This is a genomic window from Bradyrhizobium sp. (genome assembly GCF_017881085.1).
GTDB lineage: Bacteria > Pseudomonadota > Alphaproteobacteria > Rhizobiales > Xanthobacteraceae > Bradyrhizobium.
Genome location: NZ_JADGRI010000027.1, coordinates 1 through 19,775, shown reverse-complemented (window position 1 = coordinate 19,775; position 19,775 = coordinate 1). Strand labels below are relative to the sequence as shown.

The window sequence follows — 19,775 nt, the reverse complement described above, 5'->3', positions numbered from 1 at the left end:
AGGGCCGTGGAAATTTGGCCACACGCCCACTGCGCGTGACGAACCCCCTCAGCCCTTGCCACCCACTTCCTTCGCAAAGGTATCGCGCAGGCCGATGGTGCGGCTGAACACCGGATGGTCCGGCGTCGAGTCCCTGTCGCGCACGAAATAGCCCTGCCGTTCGAACTGGATGACGTCGTTCGAATTGCTTTCCGCGACCGAAGCCTCGATCCGGGCGTCCTTCAGGATTTCCAGCGACTGCGGATTGAGGTCGGCGGCGAAGTTGCCGGCGTCCGGCGAAGGTTTTGCAAATAGCTGGTTGTAGATACGGATTTCCGCGGTCCTGGACTGGACGGCCGGCAGCCAGTGCATGGTGGCCTTGACCTTGCGGCCGTCGGGCGCGTTGCCGCCCTTGGTCGCGGGATCGTAGCTGCAGTGCAGTTCGATCACTTCGCCGCTCGCGTCCTTGATCACGCCCGTACACTTGATGAAATAGGCGTAGCGCAACCGCACTTCCGTGCCCGGCGACAGCCTGAAGAACTTCTTCGGCGGATTTTCCATGAAATCGTCGCGCTCGATGTAGAGCTCGCGGCCGAACGCCACGCGGCGGGTGCCCGCGCTGGGATCGTCGGGATGGTTGATGGCTTCGAGCTCCTCGACCTGTCCTTCCGGGTAATTCTCGATCACGACTTTCAGCGGCCGCAGCACCGCCATGCGGCGCTGTGACGTCCGGTTGAGCTCCTCGCGGATGCAGAATTCCAGCATGCCGACATCGACCACGCTGTTGGCCTTGGCGACGCCGATGCGCTTGACGAATTCGCGGATCGCCGCCGGCGGCACGCCGCGCCGCTTCAGCCCCGCGATCGTCGGCATGCGCGGATCGTCCCAGCCCGCGACATGGCCGTCGCGCACGAGCTGGGTGAGCACGCGCTTCGACAATAGCGTGTAGGTGAGGTTGAGCCGCGCGAATTCATACTGATGCGGTTTCGACGGCACCGGAAGCTTGTCCAGGAACCAGTCATAGAGCGGCCGGTGGTCCTCGAATTCCAGCGTGCAGATCGAATGCGTAATGCCTTCGATCGCGTCCGACTGCCCATGGGCGTAGTCATAGCTCGGATAGATCGACCATTTGTCGCCGGTGCGCGGATGGGTGGCGTGCAGGATGCGATACAGGACGGGATCGCGCAAATTGATGTTGCCCGAAGCCATGTCGATCCTCGCGCGCAGCACCCGCGCCCCATTGGGAAACTCGCCGGCCTTCATGCGGCGAAACAGATCGAGGTTTTCGTCCACCGAGCGGTCGCGGAACGGGCTGTTCTTACCCGGCTCGGTCAGCGAGCCGCGCGCGGTCCTGATCTCTTCCTGGGTCTGGTCGTCGACATAGGCGAGGCCCGCGCGGATCAGACCCTCCGCCCAGTCGTAGAGTCTGTCGAAATAATCCGAGGCATAGAACAGGTATTTGCCCCAGTCATAGCCGAGCCAGTGCACGTCGGCCTGGATTGAATCGATATATTCCTGCTCTTCCCTGGTCGGATTGGTGTCGTCGAAGCGCAGGTGGCAACGGCCGCCGAATTCCCCCGCGATGCCGAAGTTGAGCGCGATCGACTTGGCGTGGCCGATATGGAGATAGCCGTTCGGCTCCGGCGGGAACCGGGTCACGATCGTCGCGTGTCGCTTGGCGTCCAGGTCGGCCTGGACGATGTCGCGAATGAAATCGCGCCCCGCCTCTGCCGCCACCGTTTCTGCTGTCATTTAAGGGTTCCTGCTTGGGAAATCTGCCGACGTTCTGCCAAATCCGCTGGCCCCACGGAAGGCTTTAGTTATTGACCGTTCCTGCTATACACCACCGCGCTTCCCGCATGCCCCCTTTGTTCGCAACCAGCTCTTGTAATGACCGATTCCGTCGTCACCCGCTTTGCCCCCTCGCCGACCGGCTTTCTCCATATCGGGGGAGCCCGCACCGCGCTGTTCAACTGGCTCTATGCCAAGAAGACCGGCGGCAGGATGCTGTTGCGTATCGAGGACACCGACCGGGAGCGATCGACCGACGCGGCAATTGCCGCGATTCTCGATGGCCTGAAATGGCTCGAGCTCGATTGGGACGGCGACGTCATCTACCAGTTCACCCGCGCCGCGCGGCACCGCGAGGTCGCCGAACAATTATTGGACAGCGGCAAGGCCTATCGCTGCTACGCGACGGCGGAACAGCTCACGGCCATGCGGGAAAAGGCCCGCGCCGAGGGCCGCACCCGGCTCTATGACGGCCTGTGGCGGGATCGCGACCCTGCCGAGGCGCCGGAGGGCGTGAAGCCCACGATCAGGCTCAAGGCGCCCCAGACCGGCGAGACCGTGATCGAGGACCAGGTACAGGGCCGCGTGGTCTGGCAGAACGAGAACCTCGACGATCTCGTGCTGCTGCGAGGCGATGGCAATCCGACCTACATGCTCGCCGTCGTCGTCGACGATCACGACATGGGCGTCACCCACGTCATCCGCGGCGACGACCATTTGATCAACGCCGCGCGCCAGAAGCAGATCTACGATGCGCTTTCCTGGGACGTTCCCTCGATGTCGCATATTCCGCTGATCCACGGGCCCGACGGCTCAAAGCTCTCGAAACGCCATGGCTCGCTCGGCGTCGACGCCTACCGCGCCATGGGATACCTCCCGGCGGCGCTGCGCAATTACCTGGTGCGGCTCGGATGGAGCCATGGCGACCAGGAGATATTTTCGACCGAGGAAATGATCGCCGCGTTCGATCTGTCAGGCGTCGGCCGCTCGGCCGCCCGCTTCGATTTCGCCAAGCTGGAAAACCTCAACGGCCACTACATCCGCCATTCCGACGATCAATCCCTGGTGACCATGTTCGAGGGCGTGCTGGACTATGTCCCCGGCGGGGCCGACCTCAAGGCAAAGCTCAACGACACGACCCGCGCGCAATTGCTGCGAGCGATGCCGAGCCTGAAGGAGCGCGCCAAGACGCTGATCGAGCTGCTCGACGGTGCGTATTTCATCTTTGCCGACCGGCCGCTCGAGATCGAGCCGAAGGCGCTGGCCCTGTTGACGCCGGAAAACCGCGAACTGATCGGCCGGCTTCGTCTGGCGCTGGAGGCGGTCACCTCGTGGAGCGCCGAGACCACGGAAGCCGCGATGCGGGCCTTCGCGGAAGCCAACAGCCTCAAGCTTGGCGCCGTCGCCCAGCCGCTCCGCGCCGCGCTGACCGGCCGGACCACCTCGCCCGGCATCTTCGACGTCCTGGCGGTACTGGGACGCCAGGAATGCCTGGCCCGGCTCGGCGATCAGGCCCCCTCATAAGGTGGTATCGGGGGCCAGCCGCGCCCATCTTGCAGTGCAAACAGCAATAAGATACCCATCTGACAGGTGCTTCTAGAATACGCGCGGCTTCCCGCGCCATTTTGTTAACGATGGCGCCCGCAGCCGCCGCCCTTTTACAACGATCTCATCGGGGACTTCACGATGGACGCAACATCCAACTCAAAAACCGCCACACTAACGGTCGGCAACAAGACCTACGATTTCCCGATATTGAGCGGCACCGTCGGGCCCGATGTCATCGACATCGCCAAGCTCTACGCCCAGTCCGGAATGTTCACCTACGACCCCGGCTTCACCTCCACCGGGAGCTGCCAGTCCAAGATCACCTACATTGACGGCGACGCCGGCATTCTCGAGTACCGCGGCTATCCGATCGAGCAGCTGGCGGAAAAAGGCGACTTCCTCGAAACCTGTTACCTGCTGCTCTACGGCGAACTGCCGACCAAGGCGCAGAAGGCCGATTTCGACAACCGCGTGATCCATCACACCATGGTTCACGAGCAGATGGCGCGGTTCTTCCAGGGCTTCCGCCGCGACGCCCATCCGATGGCAATCATGGTGGCCGCGGTCGGCGCGCTGGCCGCCTTCTACCACGACTCCACCGACATCAACGATCCGCAGCAGCGCATGATCGCCTCGATGCGCATGATCGCGAAAATTCCCACTTTGGCCGCGATGGCCTTCAAATACACCATCGGCCAGCCCTTCATCTACCCGAAGAACTCGCTCTCCTTCGCCGAGAACTTCCTGAACATGTGCTTCGCGGTGCCGTGCGAGGACTACAAGATCAATCCGGTGCTGGCGGACGCACTCGACAAGATCTTCATCCTGCACGCCGACCACGAGCAGAACGCCTCGACCTCGACGGTGCGCATCGCCGGCTCCTCCGGCGCCAACCCGTTCGCCTGCATCGCCGCCGGCATCGCCTGCCTGTGGGGCCCGGCCCATGGCGGCGCCAACGAAGCCGCACTGGCGATGCTCGCCGACATCGGCACGGTCGACAAGATCCCCGATTTCATCAGGCGCGTGAAGGACAAGAACAGCGAAGTCCGCCTGATGGGCTTTGGGCATCGCGTGTACAAGAACTACGATCCGCGCGCCAAGATCATGCAGAAGATGTGTCACGCGGTGCTCAAGGAAACCGGGCACGGCGACGACCCGATGCTGAAGGTCGCGCTGGAACTTGAGAAGATCGCGCTGAGCGACCAGTATTTCATCGACCGCAAGCTCTACCCGAATGTCGACTTCTATTCGGGTATCACGCTGAAGGCGATGGGCTTCCCGACCTCGATGTTCACCGTGCTGTTCGCGGTCGCGCGCACCGTCGGCTGGATCAGCCAGTGGAGCGAAATGATCGAGGATCCGCAGCAGAAGATCGGCCGACCGCGCCAGCTCTATACCGGTGTCGGCCGCCGCGACTACATCGACATGGACAAGCGCAAGTAAGGCGCGCAGCCAACCCTGCAGTTTGCGGCCGGATGCACCAGCGTCCGGCCGCAAGCTTTTCTGGCGCTAGGACCATAGGGTGGGCAAAGCGAAGCGTGCCCACCTTCAAGAGATCGTCTGATGATAGACGGTGGACACGACGCAAGAGCGCCTTTGCGCACCTACCATTCTAGACGAGCCGGCGCGCCTTGCGCATCGTCGCCAGCACGATGTCGGCGGCGCGGACGCTGGGCGGCTGGTTGCCGGTCGACATGATGGCGTCGATTTTTGCGAACGCCTCGAGCTGGCGCCGGCGCAACGGCGTATCGTCGAGCACCTCGCGCACCGCGCGCGACAGGTTTTGCGGCGTGCAATTCTCCTGCAGATATTCCGGCACGACATTCTCGCCGATCACGAGGTTGGCCAGAATGACCGATTTCACCTCGATCAGGCGCCGCATGATCCACGCCTCGATTGCGCCGACCCGGTAAGCCGTGACCATCGGCACGCCGGCGACGGCGAGCTCCAGCGTCACGGTGCCCGACTTGGCGAGCGCTGCGCGCGCGATACGGAACGCCGCGCGCTTTTCGGGCTCGCCAACGACGACCCTGGGCGCGACCTTCCAGCTCTTGAGGCCCTCGGCGACCGCTTGCTGCAGATGCGGCATGGTGGGAAGCAGGGGTTCGAACGCCACGCCCTCGGCGCTGAGCCGGTCCAGCGTTTCGCCGAATACCGCCATATGGTGCCCGATCTCGCTGCGGCGGCTTCCCGGCAGCAGCAGCAGCACCGGCGGCGCTTCGTCCCGGCGCTTCCGCTCCTGGAGGGAGGGCCGCAAGCTCCCGATCTGCTCGGTCAGGGGATGGCCGACATAGCTGCAGGGCGGCCCGCGCAGCCGACGGTATTCCTCGGGTTCGAACGGCAGCAGCGCCAGCACGTGATCGACATAGCCGCGCATCGCCCGCGCCCGGCCGGGCCGCCATGCCCAGACCGAGGGCGAGACATAGTCGACGATCGGGATCGAGGGATCGTGCGCACGGACGCGCCGTGCCACCCGGTGGGTGAAATCCGGACTGTCGATGATGACGAGCACGTCGGGCGAGGTCTTCGTGACCGCGGTGACGGTGGTCCGGATCAGGCCCAGGATCTTTGGCAGCTGCTGCACGACTGCGGCCAGTCCCATGATCGACAGTTCCTCGATCGGAAACAGCGACGTCAGCCCTTCGCGGGCCATCGCCTGGCCGCCGACGCCCTCGAAACGCACGGCATCGCCGAGGCGCTGGCGTAGCACCTTCATGAGGTTGGCGCCAAGCCGATCCCCGGATTCCTCGGTCGCTATCAGGAAAATCCGTCGCCCGACATTTGCGGCTGCGCGCGCGGCCATCACGCGGGCAGACCGGTCACGAAAAGGCCCGCAGCATCGGCGGCCTCGATCATGGCCTGCGGCTCGACGACAATGGTGTTGCCGGCGACGACGGCGATGCCCGCAAGCTGCGCGGCGGCCGCGCCTTCGACCGTGCGCGGTCCGACCGTCGGCAGATCGAAGCGCAAATCCTGGCCGCTTTTCGGCGCCTTCACCAGCACGCCGCGGGCGGCCTTGGCGCGAATGCGACCTTCCTTGCGCAGCCGCGCCACGCGCGCCAAGAGGCCATCGGTGCCCTCGATATCCTCGACCCCGACCACGTGACCGTCGATCACGATCGCGGCCTGGCCGATGTCGAAGGGGCTGAGCGCGCGCAACACCTCGCGCCCTTTGGCGATGTCGGCGGCGGCGGTTTCATCCGGCTTGGCGCGGGCAAGACATCCCTCCGGCACCAGGAGATCCGGGGCGACGTCCTTGATCCCCACCATGCGAAAGCCGTCCTGCTCGAGAATGCGGCCGATACCGGACAACAGGTGATCGTCGCCGCCGCGGAAGGCGGCCCACACCCGCCCGAGCACACGCAACGTGCCCCAGTCCAGCCTGATCTCCGAGAGCGCCGGACGCACCAGCGTGCCGATGAAAACCAGATCGCGGCAGTTTTCCGCGCGAAACAGTTTCATCGCCCTGCCGACTTGGCCGACCGAAATCCAGTGATGGCGAAAGCGCACAACGGCCACCGGATCGCAGGCGCCCTTGAGGGCAAACATCACAGGATCGATGCCGCGTGCGGCAAGCGAATCGGCGACCGCAAAAGGCATGACGCCGCCGGCCGCGATCAATCCGATCGGCGATGAAGCATCCATAACCCGATCTGTCATGGCTTGCCCCGGGAATGCGTCATCAGAACCTTTTACCGTCCTTGACCGGCTGGCACAGCTCGCGATGTTTTCCGGCATCGATGAAGCCGAGGATTTCCGCAATCGCGGGATCCGCGTCCGCCTGCTGTCTCGCTCCGATCAGACGGTCGGCAAACACGCCCGGTCCGTGAAACAGCTCCTGGTAAAACGATCTTATCGTCGCCAGGCGCTCGCGGGTGAAGTTGCGGCGCTTCATGCCCACGACGTTGAGGCCGGTGAGCGCGGCGAATTGGCCGCTCACCAGCGTAAACGGAATCACGTCGGCGCGCACGCCGGAAAGCGCGCCCACCATGACCTGCGCTCCCACCCGGGTGAACTGATGCACGGCCGAAAGTCCGCCGATGAAGACAAAATCGCCGATCTCGGCGTGGCCGCCCAGCGTCGCCGAGGTCGCAAAGATCACGTCGTTGCCGACGATGCAGTCGTGACCGACATGGCTGCAGTTCATGAAGTAGCCGCGATCGCCGACGCGGGTAATGCCGCCGCCCGCCACAGTGCCGGCGTTCATGGTGACCTGCTCGCGGATGGTGCAGCCCTCGCCGATCACGAGCCTTGTCAGTTCGCCGCGATAGCTCAGCGATTGCGGCGGGGTCCCCAGGGAAACGAAGGGGTAAATGGTGCAACCGTCGCCGATCGTGGTCTGCGCGGTGACGTGCACATGCGCGACCAGCTTGCAATTGGCGCCGATGACGACGTGGGGGCCGATGACGCAGTAGGGACCGATGAAAGTGCCCTCGCCGATCACAGCGCCGTCTTCAATCCGCGCGGTGGGATCGATTCCGCTCATGGTTCGCTATTCGCCGAAAATTGCCGTTGATGTGGTTCAGGTTTTCCGGTGGTTAGCGCGGCGTACCGGCACTGTCCAGTGACGTATGGTTACGCCGTATGTCGTCCATTCCCGATGGGATCGATGGGGCGACTTGGCCCGGCGCCGGACTGATGCCATCCGCCTCAGTCGGTCAGCATCGCGCCGACATCGGCTTCGGCCACCGTCGTGCCGTTGACCTTGGCGTCGCCGTGAAACCACCACATGGTCTTGCGCCGGCCGATCGAGCGCATGTGATATTCGATGGTGTCGCCGGGCATTACGGGTTTGCGGAATTTGCATTTGTCGATGGTGAGGAAATAAACCGCGCGCGGCTTCTCGGTGCCCTCGACCGACTTGATTCCGATCACGCCGGCGGTCTGCGCCATGGCCTCGATCATCATGACGCCGGGATAGACCGGCCGGTCCGGAAAATGCCCTTGAAACGGCGGCTCGTTGAAGGTGACGTTCTTGATGCCGATGCCGGAATAATCGGTCCGGATATTGATGACCTTGTCGATCAGCAGCATCGGAAAGCGGTGCGGCAGCGTCTTGAGTATCTCGTTGATATCCACCAGCTCGAATTTGACCGATGCCTCCTCCATCACTCCCGCCCTTCGCCCTTCGTATCGGTCGAGCTATCGCGCACGAGACGCTCCACCGCAACGATCTCCCTGAACCACTGCCGGGTCGGTTTGGCGAAATGGCCGCCCCAGCGCCCGCCTGCCGGAATATCATCCTTGACGGCGCTCATCGCCGTCACCTGGGCGCCGTCGCCGATGTGAAGATGGTTGTTGATCCCCACCTTGGCTCCCAGCGCCACATTGTCGCCGATGGTCAAACTGCCGGCCAACCCGATCTGGGCTGCCAGCAGGCAATGCCGCCCGATCGTTACATTGTGACCGATCTGGACCTGATTGTCGATTTTGGTGCCCTCGCCGATCACGGTGTCGCGCAGGCTGCCGCGATCGATGGTCGTTCCGGCGCCGATCTCGACGTCGTTCTGGATCAGGACGCGCCCGGTCTGCGGCACCTTCAGATGACCGTCCGGCCCAAAAAACACAAAGCCATAGCCATCCTGGCCGATGCTGCAGCCGGGGTGGATCAGGACGTTGTTGCCCAATAGCGCGTACTGGATGGCGGTCCGGGCGCCGACATTGCAATCCCGGCCAATCCTGACATTGGCCCCGATCACCGCGCCCGCCCCGATCACCGTCCCGGCTCCGATTTCGACGTTCGGGCCGATCACGGCCAGCGGATCGACGATCACGCCATCCTCCAGATGCGCGGTTGCGTCGATGATGGCGGACGGCGCGATGCCGACATAGCCGAACCAGGATTGCGGGCGAAGCGCGCTGGCGTAGAGCTCGCGGGCGATCGTCACGAAGGCGCGGAACGGCTGGGCGGCCCGCAGCACGGCGACGTGGGCCGGGACCTTGGCTTCGAAACGCGCGCTGACGATACAGGCGCCGGCCATGGTCGAGGCGAGCTGGTCGGCATATTTCAGGTTGTCGAAAAACGCCAGGTGCATCGGGCCGGCTTCGTCGAGCGAAGCAAGCCCCCGCACCGGCTGGCCGCCGCGGGCCGCATCGACCAAATGCGCGTTGGTCAACGCGGCGATTTCAGCCAGCGTCGACACCGGTGGTTGCTCGAAGAAAGTCGGCTGCGCCATTCCACCCGTCGCGGTCCGGCCGGTGATCGAACCAGAGCTTCGGTCCTGATCAATCAGAACCGAACTTTTTGCCTGTTTTGACGCGTCTTCTTCACGCGCACCGGTATCCCCTTCGCGCAAAGACGTCTTTAGAACGATGTCCCGCCGCCAAACTTGAATTGCTGCACCCGGTCGAACTGACCCTTCGTCACCGGGACCGCATAATCGAAGCGCAGCGGACCGAACGGCGACGCCCAGATCAGGCCGACGCCCACGGACGAGCGGATCTGATTGCCGTTGTCGTACACCAATCCGGTGCAGGTGCCAGGGCTGGCATTGGGGTATTGCGTCGGCTTGATACAATTGGAATTGCCCGGCGTGGTCAACTCGCCTGTCGCTGCCCAAGTCGTCGGTCCCTGATAGTCGTAGAGACCGCCGGCATCGGCGTAGATCGCGCCCTTCAAGCCCACTTCCTTTGGCAGGAACCAGAATGGCATCTGCAGCTCCATCGACGCGCCCCAATATTTGGTGCCGCCGAGCGCATCCTGCGTACCGAAGGGATTGAGGTCGCGCGGACCGATACCGTTCGGTGCGAAGCCGCGGACGAGGTTCGGGCCCATCTGGAACTGATCGAGCATACGAAGATCGGTGTTGCCGATCTTGTTGAGGATACCGCCCTGGACGTGAATCAGCCCTACGATATCGGCGACCAGCGGCGTGTAGTATTTTGCGTCGAACGCGCTCTTCAGATAGCTCACGTCGCCGCCGACGCCGGCGAAGTCCTGTTTGAAATCGATCAGCAGGCCATCGGTCGGGTTCTTGTTGTTGTCGAGGGTATTATAGTCCAGCGAGTAACCGAGCGCGGAAGTCAGCGTGCTGCCGCCCTGAAGTTCCTTGCGGACCGGGAGCGAGGCCTCGCCATCGCTGTAGCACCACAGTCCGGTGCCGGAGGTATCGGTGACGCCGTTTATTGTTCCGCCCGGAGGAATTCCGTTCGCGTTGGCGAACGCCGGCGACGGATTGAATGCGAGCAACGAATTTGTCGTGGTGTTGTTACAGTTCGCCAGATTGTTCGGCAGCGTGATCTTCTGCTGATAGATCGAATATCTCAGCTGCAGCGACAGATCTTCCCGCAGGGCGAAGCCGAGCCGCGGACTGAAACCCAGCGTCTCGGTGCCGTAGGAGATATAGTGGTTTGCGAGTTGCTGCCGCTGGTACAGGTCAAGACCGAGCGCGACGCGATAGTCCAGCAGATAGGGTTCGACGAACGACAGCGCGTAGCCGCGCGCGTACTGGCCGTAGGTCACCGACGCCTTCGCGAACAGACCGCGACCGAGGAAGTTACGCTCGGAAATACTGACCTCGGCCAGCGCGCCGTCGGTGGTAGAATAGCCGCCCGATACCGAGAAGTCGCCGGTGGATTTCTCCTCGAGATCGACATTGAGAATCACCCGGTCGCTCGACGAACCCGGCTCGGTCGTTATCTTCACGGACTTGAAGTAATCGAGATTCTTCAAACGTCGCTCGGCACGATCGACCAATGCGCGGTTGTAGGCGTCGCCTTCCGAAATATCGAATTCGCGGCGGATCACATATTCCCGCGTGCGGGTATTGCCGCGCACGTTGATGCGTTCGATGTAGGTCCGCGGACCCTCATCGATGGCATAGGTGATGGAGACGGTGTGGTTGTCGAAATTGCGATCGCCGCGCGGGCGCACGACCGCGAAGGCGTAGCCGCGGCGCGATGCCTCGATTTGCATCTCCTCGACCGACTTCTCCAGCGCTTCGGCGTTGTAGGTCGACCCGACACTGACGCGCGAATAGCTGCGAAGTGAATTGCCGTCGAAGCTCGGGATACTGGATTCGAAATTGACCGCTCCCACCCGGTACTGCTGGCCCTCTTCGATCTTGAAGGTCACCAGGAAGCCCTTTTGCTGCGGATCGTATTCCGTCAGCGCGGCCACCACCTGCACGTCGGCGAATCCGTGCTTGAGATAGAAGCGCCGAATCAGGTCGCGGTCGGCTTCCACCCGGTCGGGATCATAGACGTCGCCGCCGCCGAGGAAGCTCAGCAGATTCGATTCGTGGGTCTTGATGATGTCCTTCAGACGGTACGACGAATAAGCGTTGTTGCCGACGAATTCGACCGACCTGACGCCGGTTTTCGCGCCTTCGGTGATCTCGAAAACGAGATCGACCCGATTGTTCGGCTGTTCGATGATTTGGGGATTGACGGTCACGTCATAGCGTCCGGAATGGCGGTAGATGTCCGCGATGCGCTGGGCGTCGGACTGCACCATGGGGCGCGACAGCGTACCGCGCGGCTTGGACTGTATCTCCGCCGTAAGCTGTTCGTCCTTGACCTTCTTGTTGCCCTCGAAGGCGACGCGTCCGATCACCGGGTTTTCCACCACGGTCACCAGGAGGCGGCCGCCGGCCTGGCTGATCCTGACGTCCTGGAACAGGCCGGTCTCGATCAGCGCCTTGAGGCCGTCATCGATTTGCGCCTGATCCAGCCGCCCGCCGGGACCGGGCTTGAAATAGGATCGGATGGTCTCGATCTCGACCCGCCGGTTACCCTCGACCTGTATAGAAGCCACGGTCTGGGCAGCGGCCGGCGACGACGCAAACACGCCGGCCAGCGTGGCGGCGGCCGGCACAGCGAACATGATCAGGGCAGCGAACAAGCCCCCCCGGACTCGCATTCCAAAATTCATGCGCAATGCGCCCTTGTCATTCCTGAGCCGGACCGCACCCCACGAACCGGCAGATTCCCATCTGTTGCACTGCTTGTAGCCAACTTTGCCGGGCCGGCAAACGTCCTATCGCGGTGCAATTTCATTTTCATTCCAAGACGTTGCCTATTGGCCACGTCACAAAAAAGCCGTTTCAGGATGCCGCCAGGTGCAAGATGTCGTTGTAGGTGGCAAACACCATCAGCATCAGCACCAAACCAAGCCCGATTCGGAACCCCATTTCCTGCGCCCGCTCCGACAAAGGGCGACCGCGCACGGCTTCCACCGCATAGAACAAAAGATGACCGCCATCGAGCAGCGGTACCGGGAACAGGTTCAGGAGCCCGATCGATATCGACAGCACGGCCGCCAGATGCACCAGCGCGGTGAGGCCGATGGTGGCGACCTGCCCCGAGATCTGCGCGATTCGTAAGGGGCCGCCGACCTGGTCGGCTGCTTCGCGCCCGGTGAAGACGCCGCCGATATAGGCCAGCGTCCGATCGACCACGAACCAGGTCTCCTTGACGCCGAGCCACAGCGCGGTGGCGGGATCGACGCGCTCGGTCGTGATATCGCCGGCCGCCGTCTTGCGGGTGATGCCCAGCACGCCTTGCTTATGGGCGTTTCCGAACGGGTCTTTCACCTCCTTCAGCTGCGGGGTGCCGTGCAGTTGCACCGTGGCGTCGCCACGCTTGACCGTGAACGTCAGCGGTTCGCCGGCGCGAATGCTGACGACCCGCTGCATATCGGAGAAGCTGTCGATCCTGGAGCCATCGATCGCGATCACGACATCGCCGACCTGGAACCCGGCCGTGGCCGCGGCGCTGCCCGCCTCCACCTGATCGACGCGCGCGCTCGTGCTCGGTTTGCCAAAGAATGTGAACAGGCAGGTGAAGATCACGATCGCCAGGAGAAAATTGGCGATCGGGCCGGCGGCGACGATCGCCGCGCGCGGTCCGACTTTCTTGTGGTGGAAACTGCCCTGCCGCTCTTCTTCGGTCATGGTGGCGAGCGTCTCGGACGATGGCGTCGACGCCTCGCTGTCGTCGCCGAAGAATTTGACGTAACCGCCGAGCGGCACGGCCGAAATCTTCCAGCGGGTGCCGTGGCGGTCATTGAACCCGGCGAGTTCCGGCCCAAAGCCGAGCGAGAACGTTAACACCTTCACGCCGGCCCAGCGGGCAACCAGGAAATGCCCGAGTTCGTGGAAGAAGACGACGATGGTGAGCACGAACAAGAAGGGGATCACGTATCCAATGAGCCCATGGCCCAACGTATTGAAACTATGCAGAAAAAACTCGGACATCCGATTCCCCTTAAGCAGAGCCGAAGGCCCTGTCCCCAACCCTCTAGGATGCCTTTAAGGCAATTTGAGGCAAGAGGGTGGCAGCTCTATTTCGCGCACTATGGTCAACGGCGATGGCGTCGTCGGCGGACGTCAGGGGTGCGTGATTTCCGGAGCGAATCCAGTCGTTCATCGTCGCCTCGACGAGGCGCGCGATGGCGCCAAATCTGATCCGGCCGGCGATGAAGGCGGCCACCGCCACCTCGTTGGCGGCATTGAATACCGTCGTGGCGCCGCCGCCTGCCCGCAGCGCATCGTAAGCCAGCCCCAAGCCCGGGAACCGTTCGAAATCCGGCGCCTCGAAGGTCAGTTGCCCGATCTTGGCGAGATCGAGCTTGGCCGCCGGCCCAACGATTCGATCCGGCCATCCCAGGCAATGCGCGATCGGCGTGCGCATGTCGGGCGCTCCCAATTGCGCAACCACCGAACGATCGGAGAATTCGACCATGCCATGGACGATCGACTGCGGATGCACCAGAACGTCGATCTCGTCCGGCGTCAATGCAAACAGATAGGAGGCTTCGATCACCTCGAGCCCCTTGTTCATCATCGAGGCCGAATCGATGGTGATCTTCTGTCCCATGCTCCAGTTCGGATGCTTCAGCGCCTGCGCCAGCGTCGCCTGCTCGATGTCGGCAGCGGCCCAGGTCCGGAACGGCCCGCCTGACGCCGTGATGATGACGCGCACCAATTCCTCGCGGTTGCCCGAGCCCAACGCCTGAAACAGCGCATTATGCTCGGAGTCCGCGGGCAGTATGCAGGCGCCGGCCTTCGCCGCGCGCTGCATGAAGAAATCGCCGGCGCAAACCAGGCATTCCTTGTTGGCGAGCGCGACCGTCGCGCCGCGATCCACCGCCGCCAGCGCGGGCTTCAGGCCAGCCGCGCCGCTGACGGCCGCCATCACCCAATCCGCGGGCCGGGCTGCTGCTTCAATCACGGCGCTTTCGCCGGCGCCGCATTCGGTGCGGGTGCCGGCCAGCGCGTCTTTCAGTTCGGAGAGACCTGCGGGATCGGCGACGGCCGCGAATCGCGCACCGAATTCTTTCGCGAGCTTCGCCAGCCCCTGCACGTTGGTATTCGCCGTCAGCGCCTCGACCCGATAGCGGTCGCGGGAGGCCCTCAGCAAATCCATCGTGCTGTCGCCGATCGAGCCGGTGGCGCCGAGGACGGTCACGGTACGCACGGCAGAGGCCGCGGCTTTGTTGTTACGCAAGGGAACTGCGCTCATGTCTTCACCAAACCATAAGACCGCGGCCGACGCCATCCACGCCGCTCCGCAAAAGGCCAAAAATCGCAGCCATGACGACCGCGGCGACGAAACCGTCGAGACGATCCATCAGTCCGCCATGCCCGGGAATCATGTCGCTGGAGTCCTTGACGCCGAACCGCCGCTTCACCGCGGATTCGAAGAGATCGCCAAGCTGGGAAGCGATCGAAAGCAACGCGCCCAGCAGCAGAACAGGGCCGGGCTTGCCGAAACCGAGTGCCACAAATCCTCCCGCTACGGCCAGGCTCGCCACAAAACCGCCGACGGCGCCCGCCCATGTTTTCTTCGGGCTGACCCGCGGCCAGAGCTTCGGGCCGCCGATGCCGCGGCCCGCGAAAAATCCGCCGATATCGGTCACCCACACCACCAGCAGGATCAGGATCAGCGCGACGAACCCCCAGAGCTGATCGAGGCGAACCAGGACGGAAGCGACTTCGGCGGCAGAAGCATAGAAGAAGCCAGCCGCCGTCCAGAGGCGCCGCTCCGGCGAGAGCCACGTCACGGCGGCGCAACCGAGCGCCAGCACGATGAGCGCAGCATCGATCCGCCCCGATGCGAGACAAAGTCCCGAGATCGCCACTGCGACACCGCCTGCGACGACCACCCGCCGCTCGCGCGCGACGCCCACGATCATCAGCCATTCCACATACAGGCCGATCGAAGCCAGCGTCACCAGTGCGGTCCACAGCCATCCGCCGGCATAGGCGATCGCAAGCGCCGTCGGGGCGAGCACCACAGAGACAATGACGCGCAAGAGCAGATTGCGCGAACCCTGCTCGGCCGTTGCCGCCGGTGCGGCTTCGTCTTCGGTCACGATCCGGTTTTCGCGGCCAGACCGCCGAAACGGCGTTCCCGTCTGGCATATTCGGCGATCGCGTCCTCGAGCGCGGCCTTGTCGAAATCGGGCCAGTGGATCGGCACGAACACGAGTTCGCTGTAAGCCGCCTGCCACATCAGGAAATTCGACAGCCGCTGCTCGCCGCTGGTACGAATGATCAGGTCGGGATCGGGAATGTCGGGCGCATCGAGATATTGGCCGAGCGTGTCGGCGTCGATCGAGCCAACGTCGCGCTTGCCCTCGGCCACTTCGCGCGCGAGAAGCTGCGCCGCATGCGCGATTTCCTGCCGCGATCCGTAGTTGAACGCGACCACGAGCGTGAGCTTGTTATTATTCCTGGTCAGCTCTTCGGCTTCGTTCAGCAGCGCGCAGATGTCGGGCTCCAGCCCGTCGCGCTGGCCGATGACGCGCACCCGGACGCCGTCGCGGTGCAACGACGCCAGATCGTTGCGGATGAACCGCCGCAGCAGGCCGAACAGATCGCCGATCTCGGTCGCCGGACGCGACCAGTTTTCCGAGCTGAAGGAAAAAATCGTCAAATAGCGAATGCCCAGTTCGTGCGCGGCGCGAACGACCCGGCGCAGCGCCTCGACGCCGCGGCGATGGCCTTCGGCACGCGGCAGACCGCGGGCTGCCGCCCAGCGTCCGTTACCGTCCATGATGACAGCCACGTGCGAGGGACCGTCGGTTCGATCCGGTCCTTCGGTCACAGGGGCGGCGGCGTTCGACATCGGTCTATCCCTGGAGCGTTTTCGAGCGAAGTGAATACCGGTTCGCGTGAGGAAAACGCGTCAAAACAAAAAGGCGGCGCCCTAGACGGTGAGGATTTCTTTTTCCTTGGCCGCCAGCAACTGGTCGATCTCCGAAATGATTCCGTCGGTCGCCTTCTGCACGTCGGCGGCCAGACGCTCCTGATCGTCCTCGGAAATCTCGTGGTTCTTCTCCAGTTTCTTGACGGTATCGAGACCGTCGCGGCGGACATGCCTGACCGCGACCTTTGCCGCCTCGGCATATTTGTGCGCGACTTTCACGAGTTCCTTGCGGCGCTCTTCGTTGAGTTCGGGAATCCTCAGGCGCAGCACCTGTCCTTCGGTGGCGGGGCTCAATCCCAGATTCGAATCGACGATTGCCTTTTCCACCGCCTTGACCATCGATTTGTCCCATACCTGCACCGAGAGCAGGCGCGGTTCCGGCACGCTGATGGTCGCAAGCTGGTTCAGCGGCATATGCGTGCCATAGGCGTCGACCTGCACCGGCTCCAGCATCGAGGCCGCGGCACGACCGGTTCGCAAGCCGCCCAGTTCGTGCTTGAGGGCTTGCGTTGCGCCTTGCATGCGCCGCTTCAATTCGTTGATGTCGAACTTGTCCGTGGGCATAACGCTCTTCCCTCCTGAAAACTTCCGGCCGAGACCGCCCAACCCTGCGCGGTCCCATGCTTCCCACGCCTCAGCCGGCGACGATGGTGCCGTGGCCGGTGCCGCGCAGGATCGCGCCGATCGAACCCGGCTCGGCGATCGAGAACACGATGATAGGCAGCGACGTCTCGCGGGCAAGCGCGAATGCGGTCGCATCCATGACCTTGTAGCCGCCTTCAATCGCCTGTGAATGGGTCAGCCGGTCAAACCGCTTGGCGGCCGGGTCCTTCTTCGGGTCGGCGCTATAGACGCCATCGACATTGGTGGCCTTCAGCACCGCCTGCGCGCCGATTTCGGCTGCGCGCAAAACCGCCGTGGTATCGGTGGTGAAGAACGGATTGCCGGTTCCGCCGCCCAGCAGCACGATCCGGCCCTCGGCGAGATATTTGTGCGTTGCACCCCGGGTGTAGAGTTCGCAGACCTGCGGCATCACGAATGCCGAAAGCGCCCGCGCCGGCGCGCCGCGCCGCTCGATCGCGGCCTCAAGCGCCAGGCAGTTCATGACGGTGGCGAGCATGCCCATGGTGTCGCCGGTCGGCCGCGACACGCCGCGCGACGATACTTCCACGCCGCGGACCAGATTGCCGCCGCCGATGACGACGGCGACTTCGACGCCCAGTTGCTTGGCCGCGATCAGGTCGCCGGCGACCCGGTCGATGGTCGGCTGGTCCATGCCGGACGAATTCGGGCCGGCAAGATACTCGCCGGAGAGCTTGATCACCACACGACGATAGACCGGCTCAGCCATGACGAATCGCTTTCCTTCCCCGCGCGGGCAGCCCCCCGCGCAAACAGGCCGGAGGCACCGTTTGCGCGGTTATTTCTTGCCGCTGGCCGCCGCGACCTCGGCGGCGAAATCGGATTCCTGCTTGTCGATTCCCTCGCCGAGAGCATAGCGCACAAATCCGGTGATCTTCACAGCCGCGCCGATCTTGCCCTCAGCTTCCTTCACCGCCTGGGCGACCGACTTGGCGTTGTCATGGATGAACGCCTGCTCCAGCAGGCAGACTTCCTTGTAATAGGTCTTCAGACCGGACTCGACGATCTTCTCGATCACGTTCTCGGGCTTGCCCTGCTGGCGGTATTTGTCGGCCAGCACGTCCTTTTCACGCTTGACGACGGCGGGATCGAGGCCGCCCGGATCCAGCGCCTGCGGATTGGCGGCGGCGACATGCATGGCCAGCTGGCGGCCGAGAGCCGAGAGCTCGTCGGTCTTGCCGGCGGATTCCAGCGCCACGATCACGCCCATCTTGCCGGCGCCGTCGATCACCGCGTTATGTACATAGCTCGACACCACGCCCTTGCCGACTTCGAGCGAAGCCGCACGGCGCAGCGTCATGTTCTCGCCGATGGTCGCAATCGCGTCCGCAATCGCGGTCTCGACGGTGACACTGCCGGCCTTGGCGGCCTTGATCTTCTCGACGTCGGCGCCAACGGCGAGCGCGACCTGCGCGATCATCTTGACCAGACCCTGGAACTGCTCGTTGCGGGCGACGAAGTCGGTCTCGGAATTGACCTCGACGACAACGCCCTTGGTGCCCGACGTCAACGCGCCGATCAGGCCCTCCGCCGCGACGCGGCCGGCCTTTTTCGCGGCCTTCGACAGGCCCTTCTTGCGCAGCCAGTCGATCGCCGCCTGCATGTCGCCGTCGTTCTCCGCGAGCGCCTGCTTGCAGTCCATCATGCCCACGCCAGTGGTCTCGCGAAGGTCCTTGACCATCGCCGCTGTGATTGTTGCCATCGTTGCAATCCTTTGCCTGTCAGGGCGACCGCGGCGCGGCCTGTGCCGCCTCGCCGCCGTCTACCATCAGCAATCATGGAAATCGAGAACCGGCGGGCCGAATGGTTCCGGCCAGCGCGCTTGAAGTTATTCCGCTTCCGCGGTCATCGCCTTGGCCTGGGCCACCCAGCCATCGGCGCGAGACGGCAGTCCGACTTCTTCGCCGATCTTGTGGGCGGTGTCGTGGTCGAGTTCGGCCAGCTGCCAGTAGTGGAAGATGCCGAGATCGTTGAACTTCTTCTCGATCGCGCCGGACACGCCGGTGAGCTTCTTGAGATCGTCGGCGGCGCCGCGCGGCCCGGCGAGACCCTGGAAGCCCGCAGGCTGCGGCGCCGTCGGAATTTCCTCGCGCACCGGCTGGGCGGAAGCGCCGATGTCGATCCCGGAATCGCCCTGCGCACGCGAGATGCCGTCAATGGCAGCGCGGGCCACCAGATCGCAATACAGCGCGATGGCGCGGCCGGCGTCGTCATTGCCGGGAATCACATAGGTGATGCCCTTGGGATCGGAGTTGGTATCGACGATCGCGGCGACGGGAATATTCAGCCGCTGGGCTTCCTGGATCGCGATGTCTTCCTTGTTGGTGTCGATCACGAAGATCATGTCGGGCAGTCCGCCCATGTCCTTGATGCCGCCGAGCGAACGGTCGAGTTTGTCGCGCTCGCGCTGCAGCGTCAGCCGCTCCTTCTTGGTATAGGCGTTGGCGTCGCCGGAATTGAGCACCTCCTCGAGGTGCCGCAGCCGCTTGATCGAACCGGAGATCGTCTTCCAGTTGGTCAGCGTGCCGCCGAGCCAGCGCGAATTGACGAAATACTGCGCGGACCGCTTGGCGGCCTCGGCGACACCGTCCTGTGCCTGGCGCTTGGTGCCGACGAACAGGATACGGCCGCCCTTGGCGACGGTATCGCTGACGGCCTGCAGC

The 19,775-nt window shown here is 63.7% G+C and carries 17 protein-coding genes; 2 read left to right on the top strand and 15 right to left on the bottom strand.

Translation table 11 applies throughout. From position 1 onward, the window contains the following. Positions 1–48 precede the first annotated feature (48 nt). Positions 49–1,731: a glutamine--tRNA ligase/YqeY domain fusion protein gene (locus QZ213_RS04515; protein ID WP_291684860.1), complete on the bottom strand. Its 1,683-nt coding sequence runs from the start codon at positions 1,729–1,731 to the stop codon at positions 49–51. 138 nt (positions 1,732–1,869) lie between these two features. Between QZ213_RS04515 and gltX the strand changes: the two genes are divergently transcribed. Further along, on the top strand, positions 1,870–3,294 hold the full coding sequence (gene gltX, locus QZ213_RS04510; protein WP_291684859.1) for a glutamate--tRNA ligase: 1,425 nt from the start codon (positions 1,870–1,872) through the stop codon (positions 3,292–3,294). A 162-nt stretch (positions 3,295–3,456) separates the two neighbouring features. Then, positions 3,457–4,761 carry a citrate synthase gene (gene gltA / locus QZ213_RS04505; protein WP_291684858.1) on the top strand — a complete coding sequence of 435 codons (1,305 nt, stop codon included), beginning with the start codon at positions 3,457–3,459 and terminating at the stop codon, positions 4,759–4,761. A 169-nt stretch (positions 4,762–4,930) separates the two neighbouring features. Here the strand turns inward: gltA and lpxB are convergent, their stop codons facing one another. The 14 genes from lpxB to rpsB form a co-directional block, all read right to left on the bottom strand. Beyond that, a complete protein-coding gene (lpxB, locus tag QZ213_RS04500) occupies positions 4,931–6,121 on the bottom strand; it encodes a lipid-A-disaccharide synthase (protein ID WP_291684857.1) in 1,191 nt (396 codons plus the stop codon). Further along, on the bottom strand, positions 6,121–6,978 hold the full coding sequence (lpxI, locus tag QZ213_RS04495) for a UDP-2,3-diacylglucosamine diphosphatase LpxI (protein WP_291684856.1): 858 nt from the start codon (positions 6,976–6,978) through the stop codon (positions 6,121–6,123). The genes lpxB and lpxI overlap by 1 nt, the downstream gene beginning before the upstream one ends. Before the next feature lie 22 nt (positions 6,979–7,000). After that, positions 7,001–7,804, bottom strand: coding sequence for an acyl-ACP--UDP-N-acetylglucosamine O-acyltransferase (gene lpxA, locus QZ213_RS04490; protein WP_291684855.1), 804 nt, complete (start codon positions 7,802–7,804; stop codon positions 7,001–7,003). A gap of 164 nt (positions 7,805–7,968) precedes the next feature. Further along, positions 7,969–8,427 carry a 3-hydroxyacyl-ACP dehydratase FabZ gene (fabZ, locus tag QZ213_RS04485; protein WP_291684854.1) on the bottom strand — a complete coding sequence of 153 codons (459 nt, stop codon included), beginning with the start codon at positions 8,425–8,427 and terminating at the stop codon, positions 7,969–7,971. Next, positions 8,427–9,494, bottom strand: a complete 1,068-nt coding sequence (gene lpxD, locus QZ213_RS04480; RefSeq protein WP_291684853.1) for a UDP-3-O-(3-hydroxymyristoyl)glucosamine N-acyltransferase — start codon at positions 9,492–9,494, stop codon at positions 8,427–8,429. Before lpxD ends, fabZ begins: the two co-directional genes overlap by 1 nt. A gap of 128 nt (positions 9,495–9,622) precedes the next feature. Next, positions 9,623–12,190, bottom strand: a complete 2,568-nt coding sequence (bamA, locus tag QZ213_RS04475; protein ID WP_291684852.1) for an outer membrane protein assembly factor BamA — start codon at positions 12,188–12,190, stop codon at positions 9,623–9,625. Between the two features lie 172 nt (positions 12,191–12,362). Continuing rightward, positions 12,363–13,514, bottom strand: a complete 1,152-nt coding sequence (locus tag QZ213_RS04470; protein WP_291684851.1) for an RIP metalloprotease — start codon at positions 13,512–13,514, stop codon at positions 12,363–12,365. Between the two features lie 43 nt (positions 13,515–13,557). Then, positions 13,558–14,781, bottom strand: coding sequence for a 1-deoxy-D-xylulose-5-phosphate reductoisomerase (gene dxr, locus QZ213_RS04465; protein WP_291684850.1), 1,224 nt, complete (start codon positions 14,779–14,781; stop codon positions 13,558–13,560). Positions 14,782–14,785: 4 nt separating this feature from the next. Continuing rightward, the gene (locus QZ213_RS04460) at positions 14,786–15,634 is read right to left on the bottom strand and encodes a phosphatidate cytidylyltransferase (RefSeq protein WP_291684849.1); all 849 of its coding nucleotides are present in this window, start codon (positions 15,632–15,634) and stop codon (positions 14,786–14,788) included. After that, positions 15,631–16,389, bottom strand: coding sequence for an isoprenyl transferase (locus QZ213_RS04455; protein ID WP_291684848.1), 759 nt, complete (start codon positions 16,387–16,389; stop codon positions 15,631–15,633). Before QZ213_RS04455 ends, QZ213_RS04460 begins: the two co-directional genes overlap by 4 nt. An 81-nt stretch (positions 16,390–16,470) precedes the next feature. Next, positions 16,471–17,034 carry a ribosome recycling factor gene (gene frr / locus QZ213_RS04450; protein WP_291684847.1) on the bottom strand — a complete coding sequence of 188 codons (564 nt, stop codon included), beginning with the start codon at positions 17,032–17,034 and terminating at the stop codon, positions 16,471–16,473. Positions 17,035–17,104: 70 nt separating this feature from the next. Continuing rightward, on the bottom strand, positions 17,105–17,821 hold the full coding sequence (gene pyrH, locus QZ213_RS04445) for a UMP kinase (RefSeq protein WP_291684846.1): 717 nt from the start codon (positions 17,819–17,821) through the stop codon (positions 17,105–17,107). A gap of 69 nt (positions 17,822–17,890) precedes the next feature. Beyond that, positions 17,891–18,814, bottom strand: coding sequence for a translation elongation factor Ts (tsf, locus tag QZ213_RS04440; protein ID WP_291684845.1), 924 nt, complete (start codon positions 18,812–18,814; stop codon positions 17,891–17,893). Between the two features lie 126 nt (positions 18,815–18,940). Next, on the bottom strand, positions 18,941–19,775 hold an 835-nt coding region (gene rpsB / locus QZ213_RS04435), incomplete at its 5' end, for a 30S ribosomal protein S2 (RefSeq protein WP_291684844.1).